The sequence below is a fragment of the Rhodococcus sp. IEGM 1379 genome, from assembly GCF_030056815.1.
In the GTDB taxonomy this organism is placed as follows: Bacteria; Actinomycetota; Actinomycetes; order Mycobacteriales; family Mycobacteriaceae; genus Rhodococcus_F.
In genome coordinates this window covers 10,759-22,083 of record NZ_JASHKR010000070.1, presented here as the reverse complement: position 1 = coordinate 22,083, position 11,325 = coordinate 10,759, and the positions used below count along the sequence as shown (strand labels likewise).

The 11,325-nt window shown below is 61.6% G+C and carries 8 protein-coding genes and 1 tRNA gene; 5 read left to right on the top strand and 4 right to left on the bottom strand.

The window, feature by feature from the left end:
* On the top strand, positions 1–881 hold an 881-nt coding region (locus tag QM600_RS23855; protein WP_283264054.1), incomplete at its 5' end, for a multicopper oxidase family protein.
* Here the strand turns inward: QM600_RS23855 and QM600_RS23850 are convergent.
* Both QM600_RS23850 and QM600_RS23845 read right to left on the bottom strand, forming a co-directional pair.
* Positions 875–1,513 (bottom strand): response regulator, encoded by a 639-nt coding sequence (locus QM600_RS23850; RefSeq protein WP_283264060.1) that lies wholly within the window; start codon positions 1,511–1,513, stop codon positions 875–877. The two genes, QM600_RS23855 and QM600_RS23850, sit on opposite strands and share 7 nt — an antisense overlap.
* Complete coding sequence (locus QM600_RS23845) at positions 1,510–2,625, bottom strand: sensor histidine kinase (protein ID WP_283264052.1); 1,116 nt, start codon at positions 2,623–2,625, stop codon at positions 1,510–1,512. Before QM600_RS23845 ends, QM600_RS23850 begins: the two co-directional genes overlap by 4 nt.
* A 99-nt stretch (positions 2,626–2,724) precedes the next feature.
* On the opposite strand from QM600_RS23845, the gene QM600_RS23840 reads away from it, so the two are divergent.
* The 3 genes from QM600_RS23840 to QM600_RS23830 all read left to right on the top strand — a co-directional run bounded on the left by QM600_RS23840 (position 2,725) and on the right by QM600_RS23830 (position 7,103).
* A complete protein-coding gene (locus QM600_RS23840; RefSeq protein ID WP_283264051.1) occupies positions 2,725–4,140 on the top strand; it encodes an acyl-CoA dehydrogenase family protein in 1,416 nt (471 codons plus the stop codon).
* A 28-nt stretch (positions 4,141–4,168) separates the two neighbouring features.
* Entirely contained in the window at positions 4,169–5,374 is a 1,206-nt protein-coding gene (locus QM600_RS23835) for an acyl-CoA dehydrogenase family protein (RefSeq protein WP_283264050.1), read from the top strand.
* 103 nt (positions 5,375–5,477) lie between these two features.
* The gene (locus tag QM600_RS23830) at positions 5,478–7,103 is read left to right on the top strand and encodes an acyl-CoA synthetase (protein ID WP_283264049.1); all 1,626 of its coding nucleotides are present in this window, start codon (positions 5,478–5,480) and stop codon (positions 7,101–7,103) included.
* Between the two features lie 91 nt (positions 7,104–7,194).
* Here the strand turns inward: QM600_RS23830 and QM600_RS23825 are convergent.
* Positions 7,195–7,268: transfer RNA gene (locus QM600_RS23825), tRNA-Met, on the bottom strand.
* 447 nt (positions 7,269–7,715) lie between these two features.
* Between QM600_RS23825 and QM600_RS23820 the strand changes: the two genes are divergently transcribed.
* On the top strand, positions 7,716–8,273 hold the full coding sequence (locus QM600_RS23820; protein WP_283264048.1) for a transglycosylase family protein: 558 nt from the start codon (positions 7,716–7,718) through the stop codon (positions 8,271–8,273).
* A gap of 87 nt (positions 8,274–8,360) precedes the next feature.
* Here the strand turns inward: QM600_RS23820 and QM600_RS23815 are convergent, their stop codons facing one another.
* A complete protein-coding gene (locus QM600_RS23815; RefSeq protein ID WP_283264047.1) occupies positions 8,361–11,324 on the bottom strand; it encodes a UPF0182 family protein in 2,964 nt (987 codons plus the stop codon).
* Position 11,325: the final 1 nt, after the last annotated feature.

Genomic DNA, 11,325 nt, shown 5'->3' with positions numbered 1-11,325 from the left:
ACGAATCCGACCCGACGGACGTCGGACTGCTCGGCGACACCATTGTCACCAACGGAATCTCCGACGCCTACCTCGACGTCACCACGGGCACACTACGATTGAGATTGCTGAACGGTTCGTCCCGGCGCCTCTACAACCTCGGATTCCCCGACGACCGGGTATTCGATCTGATCGCTACCGACGGCGGTTTGCTCGAATCTCCGATCAGTGCGAAGCGAATTCAGCTCAGCCCCGGTGAGCGTGCCGAGATCGTCGTCCGCATCGACCCCGGAGCCACGACGACTCTGATGTCGTTCCCGATCGACGACGGCGGTGGGGTGAATCGTTCTGACGCAGCCGGTTACGGCATGAATGATCGCTTCGATATCGTGCAACTGCGCGGAACCGGTACCCGAGATTCCCGTTCGGAAATACCGGCAAAACTGGCGACGATTTCGCGACTCGATCCGACTGCAGCAAGCGTTAGCCGAGAGTTCGATCTCCAGTGGTTCATGATCAACAACCAACGAATGGATATGAACCGCATCGATTTCGAGGCAGAAGTCGGTTCCACCGAAGTGTGGACTATCACCAACAGAGACAACTGGCCGCACAACTTCCACGTTCACGACGTTCAGTTCGAAGTCCTCGACGTGGACGGCCGCACTCCCCCGCCGCACCTACGCGGACTCAAGGACACCATCTACACCCCGCCGGGAATCCGAATCCGCTTGGCCTTGAAGTGGTCCGAGTACAGCGATCCGACGTTTCCTTACATGTTCCACTGCCACCTACTGATGCACGAGGACCAGGGAATGATGGGCCAGTTCCTCGTCCTCGAACCGGGACAGAAAGCCACACCGATGCAGATGGACATGCCGATGGATACGCCGGGTCACTGATCTCTCTGCAGGTAGTAGACCGCGAGGCGAACCCGATTGTCGCAACCCGTCTTCGACATCAGGTTCGCCACGTGCGTCTTCACCGTCGTCACCCCGAGGTGAAGTGCATCCGCGATTTCCTGATTACTTTTGCCTTCGGCGACCAACACGAGAACCTGCGTTTCACGGCCCGTGAGCGGAACTGCTTCCACCACAGTGGATTCAGCCTGCCCGCCGAGAATCGCACGATCCACGACACGGCGCAGTAGCTCGGGCGAGAACACCATCTCGCCCTCCGCCGTTCGGCGGATACCGTCCAACAGTTCGGACGGTTCTGTATCCTTCACCACGAACCCGGCCGCCCCGGCCGCGAGTGCTGGATACAGGTGATCGTCGTCGTCGAATGTGGTCAGCACGAGGATTCTGGCACCTCGGCCCGACGTGACGATCTGCTGCGTCGCACCGATTCCGTCGAGACCGGGCATACGCAGATCCATGAGAATGACATCCGGATCCAGCTCAGCGGCCAGCGCGATCGCTTCCACTCCGTTCGTTGCTTCGGCCACCACCTCGATGTCGTCGGCAGATTCACACAGCATCCGTAGGCCGGCGCGAACCAAGCGCTGGTCGTCGACGATCAAGACCCCGATCACGAGTCGCTTCCGGGGATCTTCACGTGCACTTCCCATTTCCCGTCACCCTGTTCGCCGAAGGTCATCGAACCACCTACTAACTGCACGCGCTCCTGCATTCCGATCAATCCGTGTCCCGGCTGATGGAGCGGCCCCACAACCGAGTTGACCACGCGCACTTCGGCGCCCTCGCCAATTCGACGTACCGATACCGCAACGGTGGCCGCCGGGTCACCATGCTTCATGACGTTCGTGAGCGATTCCTGAACAACCCGAAGCAGCGTCAACCTGCCGATCGCGTCGAGGCCGGTGATGTCCGCGTCGATGACCGCGTCGACGTCGAATCCTGCGGCCCGCACCCGTTGCACTGCCGCCTCGAGTTCCGAAGCGACAGCCTTCGGTTCCACCAGTGCAACTTCACTCAGCGACGGATCACGCAGTGCGCTCAGCAAACGTCGAATGTCAGTCAGAGCGTCAGACGCCGTCGCCCGCACATCGGAGAACACCTCTTGCACCGCTTCATCCTGAGGTGCCAATACATGTTGAGCGACACCAATTCTCAGGACTATCGATGCCATATGGTGAGCGACGAGGTCGTGCAGTTCTCGCGCGAGAGCACTTCGCTCGGCTGCGCGGGTATGCACTTCGGCTTGGGCTGCCAACTCGCGTTGCGAACGCAGATACAGACCGAGCAGCAACGGCAGTCCCACGTACGCAAGCACTTTCACCGCCGTCGTCACCGACCACATACTCTCGTGCGGTTCGAACCAGATGCCGGCCAAGACCGCAGCACTCCAACCTGCCACAGAGACCACGATCAATTCACGCCGCGCAGCGCGCATGGTGACGTCCACAACGGCGACCGCGCCGAGATACGGGACAAGTTCCGACAAGCCCCACGCATCGGCCCCGAACATCGGAACAGCCAGAGCCGAGATGGCGAGCGACGCGGTTGTCTGCCACCGGCGACCTGCCACGAACACCAGTGCCGCAGCCACCGAGAGCGCCCAATACGACGCGGGCACTTGATACTCCCCCGGATACGTGCTGGCGAGCAGCAAGCACGGCACCAAGACCAGTGGCGCGTATCGCGCTAATCCCTGGAGTCGGTCTGGCATTTCAGTCCGCTTCACCAGTCGAGCCTAGAACGAATTCTCGGGGTTTCTCGACAACACTCCTTACTCCTGAGTAAGATAGTGATCGTCCAATGCCCCGACACCGAGAAACAGCTGGTGATCATGACCAAGCAAGACAGTGTGGCCCCAAGCAAGAGCCATGCCACGGCGCAGCCCCGCAACACGTCCGCCGTCGGACTGAACCCGATCAAACGGGACGCAATGGGCGCAGCCATGCGCGTGCTTACCAAGATCACCGGTTCGGAGTTCGCAGACAAGTTCAACCTGCGTCAGACGATCGATCGCGTGACGTACGAGAGCACCAAGACCGGCTTCAAGACCCTCGGTGCCGCCACTCGCGGCTTCAAGAAGGTAGCCGGAAATGACGCACCCAAGCGTCTGGCCGACAACCCCACCAAGAACGCCGACTACTTCGATCTGACCCCCGACGAAGATCAGAAGATGATCGTGGAAACGGTTCGCGACTTCGCGTCCGAGATTCTGCGTCCGGCAGCACACGACGCCGACGGCGCGGCCACGGCTCCCGCGGATCTCTCCAAGCGAGCTGCCGAACTCGGCATCACGCTGATCAACGTTCCGGAAGAACTCGACGGTGCAGCTGCCGACCGCGGCGCGGTGACCAATTCTCTTGTCGCCGAGGCACTTGCGCACGGGGATATGGGCCTCGCCTTGCCGATCCTCGCACCCAGCGGTGTGGCAGTCGCCCTCACCCAGTGGGGCACGGACGCTCAGCAGAAGACGTACCTCCCCGCTTTCACCGGCGAGCAGGTGCCCGGCGCCGCAGTCGTCGTGAACGAGCCTCGCGCATTGTTCGATCCGTTTGCCCTGCAGACCAAGGCTGTCCGCTCCCCCAGCGGATACAAACTCAACGGCGTCAAGAGCCTCGTACCCGCCGCAGCCACCTCCGAACTCTTCATCGTCGCCGCAGAACTCGACGGCAAGCCGTCGTTCTTCATCGTCGAATCCGACACCAAAGGCTTGATTGTCGAGGCCGATCCCAGCATGGGTCTGCGCGCTGCCGGCCTGGGCCGCTTGATCCTCACCGACGTCTCGGTTTCCGAATCGGCACTTCTCGGCGACGGCGACGCGGATCAGCGCAAGGCCGAATACGCCGACGCAATTCGCCTGGCACGCTTGGGCTGGGCGTCGATGGCTGTCGGCACCAGCCAAGCCGTCCTGGACTACGTGATTCCGTACGTCAACGAGCGCGAAGCCTTCGGCGAGCCCATCAGTCACCGTCAGGCAGTTGCCTTCATGGTGGCCAATATCGCCATCGAATTGGACGGTATGCGCCTCGTCACGCTGCGCGGAGCGTCACGTGCCGAGCAGGGACTGTCCTTCGCTCGTGAATCGGCTCTCGCCCGGAAGTTGGCTTCCGAGAAGGGCATGCAGATCGGCCTCGACGGCGTACAACTCCTCGGTGGACACGGGTTCACCAAGGAGCACCCGGTCGAGCGCTGGTACCGCGATCTTCGTGCCATCGGCGTTGCCGAGGGCATCGTCCTTATCTGACGCCGCTGACCTTCCAAGGAGAACCACGATGATCAATCTCGAACTTCCCCGGAAGCTCAAAGCATCTGCGAACCAGGCACATCAGGTCGCGGCTCAGATCTTCCGGCCCATCTCGCGTAAATACGATCTGGCCGAACACGAATACCCCGTCGAACTCGACACCATGGCTGCCATGGTCGAGGGCCTGTCCGACTCCGGCGGAGACATCGGCGGTGCCAGCGGCGGACGTTCCGACGCGAGCGCCAAGGGCGGCAACGCCAACGGCGGCAACATGTCCGCGCTCCTCAACTCGCTCGAAACATCGTGGGGCGATGTCGGACTCATGCTCTCGATCCCCTACCAGGGACTCGGCAACGCCGCGATCGCCGCAGTGTCCACCGACGAGCAGCTCGAACGTTTCGGCAAGGTGTGGGCCTCGATGGCCATCACCGAACCGAGTTTCGGTTCCGACTCCGCCGCCGTCACCACCACCGCTGTTCTCGACGGCGACGAGTGGGTCCTCAACGGCGAGAAGATCTTTGTCACCGCCGGTGAGCGTTCCACCCACATCGTCGTGTGGGCGTCGGTCGACAAGTCGAAGGGCCGCGCGGCAATCAAGTCGTTTGTCGTCCCGCGTGACGCTCCGGGCCTGAGCGTCGCCCGCCTCGAGCACAAGCTGGGCATCAAGGCTTCCGACACTGCGGTGCTCCTGCTCCAGGACTGCCGCATCCCGGCCGACAACATCCTCGGTAGCGCCGAGGTCAACGTGGAGAAGGGCTTTGCCGGCGTCATGCAGACGTTCGACAACACCCGCCCTCTGGTTGCCGCCATGGCTGTGGGTGTCGGCCGCGCCGCACTCGAGGAGCTTCGTAGCATCCTCACCGAAGCCGGAGTCGAGATCTCTTACGACACACCGGTATACAACCAGCATGCTGCCGCCGCCGAGTTCATCCGCCTGGAAGCCGATTGGGAAGCCGCCTACCTGCTCTCCCTGCGCGCCGCCTGGATGGCCGACAACAAGAAGCCCAACTCACTCGAAGCCTCCATGTCCAAGGCCAAGGCCGGTCGCACCGGTACCGACGTCACACTCAAGGCAGTCGAACTGGCCGGCACCTACGGCTACTCACAACGCCCGCTACTCGAGAAGTGGGGCCGCGACTCCAAGATTCTCGACATCTTCGAGGGCACGCAGCAGATTCAGCAGCTCATCATTGCGCGTCGACTGCTCGGAAAGTCGTCCGCAGAACTGAAGTAGCGGTTTCACTACCACTCGCCCCGTCGCTGATTCACCGCGGCGGGGCGATCTGCGCGTTAGGGTGGAAGACCGCACCACTGCGACACCCGAAAGAGGTTCACGGATGCCTGGATTGGTCACCAAAGTCACTGACACCCTCGGCGCTGCAGTGGTCATGATCCGGGCCGGACTAGTTCCGTTTCCGCGCATCGACAAGGGCTTGAAGTCCATTGCAGCAGTGGACAAGTACGGACCCTTTGCCGGACCGGTACACGCGCACGCCGAGAACGGCCTCGATGCCGTGGCCATCATCGACGAACGCGGACCGATTACCTATGCAGAACTGGAACGGCAGAGTAACGCGTTGGTCCGGGCGTGGCAGGTCGAAGGTATCGCCGCCGATTCGGTGATGGGTGCAATGTGCCGCAACCACCGTGGCCTGGTGCTCACGATGCTGGCGGCCGCCAAGAACGGCACCAAGCTGGTACTGATGAACACCGGATTCGCCCGTCCCCAACTGGTCGACGTGGCTGCCCGGGAAAAGGTCGTCGCGTTTGTCTACGACGACGAATTCGCCGACATCGCCGATGCGCTCCCGACCAGCGTGAAGAAATACCGTTCCTGGGCAGAAGACGAGCCGTCCACCGTTCGCTCCCTCGACGACGCCATTGCCGGGCGCGGCACTTCCGCAGTCCCGGCACCCGCAACGAACGGCGGATTCGTCCTTCTCACGAGCGGCACCACGGGCACACCCAAGGGAGCGCCCCGCGGGCATACGTCGCCGTTGGCGTCGGCGCAGTTCCTCGATCGCGTCCCGCTACGCCGCGGCCAGACCATGATGATGGCAGCACCGGCATTCCACGGCACCGGCGTCTCCCAGTTCGCACTCGCGCTGGGTTTGGGCCAGACCGTCGTGATGCATCGGAAATTTGATCCCGAAAACACCGTCAAGCTTGTGGCGCAACATAAATGCGACAGCCTCGTCGTAGTACCGACGATGTTGCAACGCATCATCGACCTCGGACCCGCGGTGTTATCTAAGTACGACACGTCGAACTTGAAGATCATCTTCTCGGCCGGGGCGTCACTGTCCCCCGATCTGTGTAAGCGAGTGACTGCATCCTTCGGTTACGTGCTCTACAACCTGTACGGATCCACCGAGGTGGCCGTCGCCACCGTTGCTACGCCGGAAGATCTGACAATTGCGCCCGGAACGGCCGGACGCGCTCCGGTGACATGCCACGTCGAACTGTTCGACGAAAAGAACCGAAAGATCACCACACCCCACACCATCGGACGGATCTTTGTCGCCAGCGGGTTGAGCTTCGAGGGGTACACCGACGGTCGGGACAAGGAACGGATCGGCGGTCTCCTCTCCACCGGCGACGTCGGACACTTCGACGCCAACGGCCTGCTCTTCGTCGACGGCCGCGACGACGACATGATCGTCTCGGGAGGCGAGAACGTCTATCCACTCGAGGTCGAGAACCTACTCGCCGACCGCGAGGACGTGTTGGAAGCGGCAGTGATCGGGGTGCCGGACGCGGACTTCGGGCACCGCCTGCGAGCGTTTGTTGTCATCGCCCCCGGAGTGGACAAGAACTCCGAAGACCTCAAAGCTCACGTCCGCTCCAACTTGGCGCGTTACAAGGTGCCCCGCGACATCGTCTTCATCAACGAACTCCCGCGCAATGCCACCGGAAAGTTGTTACGCCGCGTACTGATCGAGATGCCGATCACCGAAGACTGAGCGCCTCTGGCCACAACGCCTCTGGCCACAACACAGAGCAGACAACAAAAAACCGCCACACTGGATTCCAGTGTGGCGGTTCTTTCTTTAGTAGCGGGGACAGGATTTGAACCTGCGACCTCTGGGTTATGAGCCCAGCGAGCTACCGAGCTGCTCCACCCCGCGATGCATGGATAAAGTTACACGAGCCGGTGAACGGAATGCAAATCGCCTGGATCAAAGGGAATTTCGTCCGACGATCGCAAAAATCCGGTGATCGGCTTCACAGTTTCCCCGTGAGCATTCCCACATAACAGGCATGTAACGAACCTGCCTCGAAACCGCATCGCCGTCATTTGACCTGGCGATTGTCCGAATTTGAGGCTGAGATACCGGACAGTCGCCCCCGAAAACCGTGAAGTGAACCTTCAACCTGACTCCCGTACGGTCGATCCCGGCCCGAATCAACCGGGCGAACGCCGACCCGCCGCTGCCCTACTCTGCCCCGCGGGATCGAAACCCCCGAAACCTTCGAGGGGCAGAGACACGGAGAGAGAAGCGCCCGGGAAGAAAGCACGATCTTCGACCCGCAGGCCCGCCGTTGTCAGCAAGCGCGGAGAGGATTTACCCCGCATGACGTACACCAGCATCAGCAAGCGTGCACTCGGCACATTGGCAGTAGCCGGCGCACTCGTCGCCGTACCGCTCACCATCTCCACCGGTACCGCCTCCGCAGCCACCCACAACTGGGACGGCGTCGCAGAATGCGAGAGCGGCGGCAACTGGGGCATCAACACCGGCAACGGCTACTACGGCGGCCTGCAGTTCTCACAGAGCACCTGGACCGCCAACGGTGGCTCCGGCTCCCCCGCGCACGCATCCAAGGAAGAGCAGATCCGCGTCGCCGAGAACACCCTGCAGTCGCAGGGCCCCGGCGCCTGGCCCACGTGCGGCCAGCGTCTGACTGTCGCCACCGAGCAGGCCCCGGCGCCGGCACCGGCACCGGCACCGGAAGCCGCACCGGCTCCCGTCGAAGCTCCCGTCGCCGCATTCCAGATCCCGGCCGAGTTCAAGCCCGCCGCACAGCAGGCTTACGACTCCGCTCGCCAGTTGGCCGAGCAGTACGGCTTCAGCGCTCAGTTCCAGCAGTTGGCCGATGCCAACCCGCAGGTGCTCGCTGCACTTCGCTGATCGGTTCTTCATCAACGATCTCCACAAACGTGAATGCCCGCTATCCGAATTCGGATAGCGGGCATTCACGCTTTGACTGGCCGAGAACTACTTCGGCAGCCCCTGGTACGCGTCCACTGCCTTCTGCAGTCGATCCAACGCTGCACCGTACGCAGTGAAATCTCCGCCCTGTTGCGCCGACTTCAATGCACCCATTGCTGCGTTTACCTCTGCCAAAGCTGCTGCTACGGCATCTGAGGAAGCCGGCGGAGCCGGTGCCGTCGGAGTAGTAGTAGGCGTCTCGGTACCGGACGGCGGTTCAGTCGTGGCCGTTCCACCTGGTGCGGTAGCCGCGCCGGCCGCTCCACCGTTGTCGAAGACCTGATCCAGAGCTTCAGCCAATGTGGACGCATATCCGATTCGGACACGACTTCCGGCCTTGGCCGACTCCTGGTAGCTCACCAGAACTCGAGAAAGCTGCGGGAACGAAGTGCTGGCGTTGCTGCGTTTGGTATACATCGGCTCGACATACAGGATGCCACCCTGTGCAATCGGCAACGCCAACTGATTTCCGTACTGAATCGTGTTGGTGCGCTCCAAGAGCGACTTCTCCGAACCCACCCGCGGATCCGAGATCATCGAGTTCTGCGACTGCGACGGTCCCTGAGTCTGCTTGTCGATCGGCAACTGCAGCACCGTGATCTTGCCGTAGTCCTTCGGATCGGAATTCACCGTGATGTACGCCGAGAGGAACTCGCGGCGGAAACCGACCATCGGGCTGGTGAGTCGGAACGTCGGCTCACCAGTCTTCTGATCACCGACCATCACGTAATACGGCGGCTCGTTCTGATTGGAACCCTCGACCGTCGGTTCATTGGGTACCGACCAGAAAGCGTTGTTGGTGAAGAACTCCGTCGGGTTGTCGACGTGGTACTTCGCCAGCATCTCGCGCTGAACCTTGAACAGGTCTTCGGGGTAACGGAAGTGCGCACGCAATTCCTCCGAGATGTCACTCTGCGGCTTGACGGTGTTCGGGAACACACCCTTCCATGCATCGAGGACAGGATCGTTGTCGTCGACCTGGTACAGCGTCACCGTGCCGTCATAGGCGTCGACCGTCGCCTTCACCGAGTTACGGATGTACGAGACTTCCTTCTTGGGAAGGAGTCGGCCCGTGGTGGCGTCGACGCTGTCGGCTACGAGGCCATCGAGCGAACTGCGCTGAGCGTAGGGGTAATTCTCGAGAGTTGTGTACGCGTCAACAATCCAGACGATCTTGCCGTCGACAGCGGCCGGATAGGCGTCACCGTCCGTCGTCAACCACGGTGCAACCTGGCCGACGCGATCGCGCGGGTCACGGTTGTAGATGATCTTGGAATCGGCTCCTACTGCGCTGGACAGCAGGATGTTGCGCTCGGTGTACTTGGCAGCAAATGCGAGGCGGTTGATCCAGTTCCCGATCGGAACTCCACCGGATCCGGTGTACGTGTACTTGGTCGACTCGGTGTCGTACTCGCGCGGCTCGGATCCGCCGCCACCGACGATGGCGTAGTCCGCGGCACCTTCAGCGATGACCTCGCCGTAGTAGACGCGCGGCTGGTCGACCTTGATGACCTGAGTTCCGGCAGCCTGCGACGCAATGTCACTGACCGTGTAGATCGGGTATCCGGCGTTGTTGTTGTTGGCATTGTCCTTGGTGGGATCGAGGACAGGAGCCGTGATCTTGTTCGCGGGAGCCGCAACCAGGCCGTCACCGTGGGTGTAGACGGTGTGCTTGTTGATCCAGTCCGTCTGGTTGCCCTGCAGGTTGTTCGGCGAGAGCTCACGCGCCGCCACGACGTAGTCGCGCTTTGCACCGTCGACGTCGTAGCGGTCGATGTCCAGCGACGGTGGGAAGCCGTAGAAGTTCTGACGCTGCTGCTGCTGAGTGAACGTGGGCGAAAGGATGTTGGGATCGAGCAGACGAGCGTTCGCAATCGTGGTGACGTCTGCCGGCACCTCCCGGGGGATGGCGTCGCCATTGCCCGAATAGGGCTCGTACGTCACCTTGTCGTCGGTGATTCCATACGCCTGTCTGGTTGCGGCAATGTTCCGCTCGATGTACGTACTTTCCTTGTCGGCAGCGTTCGGCTTGACCGAGAACTGCTCGACGATCATCGGCCATACCGCACCGACGAGCACCGACGAGAGAACGAGCAGCGCCACGGCCATGGCCGGAATCCGCAGGTCTCTCGTGAAGATCGCGGCAAAGAACGCCAACGCGCAGATAACCGCGATGGACAGCAGGATCAGTTTGGCCGGAAGCACCGCGTTGATATCGGTGTAGCCCGGGCCGGTAAAGGTGGGTTCCTTGCGATCGCTCGAGAGCAACGAGTAACGATCGAGCCAGTACGCAACGGCCTTGAGGAGCACGAAAGTTCCTGCAAGCAGGGCCAATTGAACGCGGGCGGCTGTGGTGAACGTTCCGGCGCGACCGGACAGCTTAATACCACCGAAGACGTAGTGCGTGAGCAGATTCGCCAAGAACGCCAGCAGGATCGCGACGAACAACCAGTTCAGAACGAAGCGGTAGAACGGCAGATCAAAGGTGTAGAAGCTGACGTCGAGATTGAACTGCGGGTCGGTGACTCCGAATTTTCCGCCGTTGAAGAACAACTGGATCGTGACCCAGTTCGCCTGAGCGATCAATCCGGACAGCAGTCCGATTGCAATCGGAATGACCACACCGAACAGTCGCAGACGCGACATGACAGTGGTCCGGTACCGAGCGATGGGATCATTCGGTCCCGAGACCGGTACAAAAACCGGACGAGCTCGGTACGCGAGCAACATCGCCAACCACACGATTGCACCGACGATGGCACCCACCACGAGGAAGAGAAGGACACGCGTCAGCAGAACCTTGGTGAAGACACCTCGGAAACCGACCTCGCCGAACCACAACCAATCGGTGTACATGCTGATCAGTCGCGGGCCCACCAGTAGCAGCGCCGCCACAATTACGGCCACCACCAACAGGATTCGACTGCGTCTGGACAGAGAGGGTAAACCTGCGGGGGGCCGCATGCCCACG

Coding starts and splice junctions, on each gene's coding strand:
- QM600_RS23835 (WP_283264050.1), top strand. CDS start 4,169: ATGATCAATCTCGAACTTCCCCGGAAGCTCAAAGCATCTGCGAACCAG.
- QM600_RS23830 (WP_283264049.1), top strand. CDS start 5,478: ATGCCTGGATTGGTCACCAAAGTCACTGACACCCTCGGCGCTGCAGTG.
- QM600_RS23820 (WP_283264048.1), top strand. CDS start 7,716: ATGACGTACACCAGCATCAGCAAGCGTGCACTCGGCACATTGGCAGTA.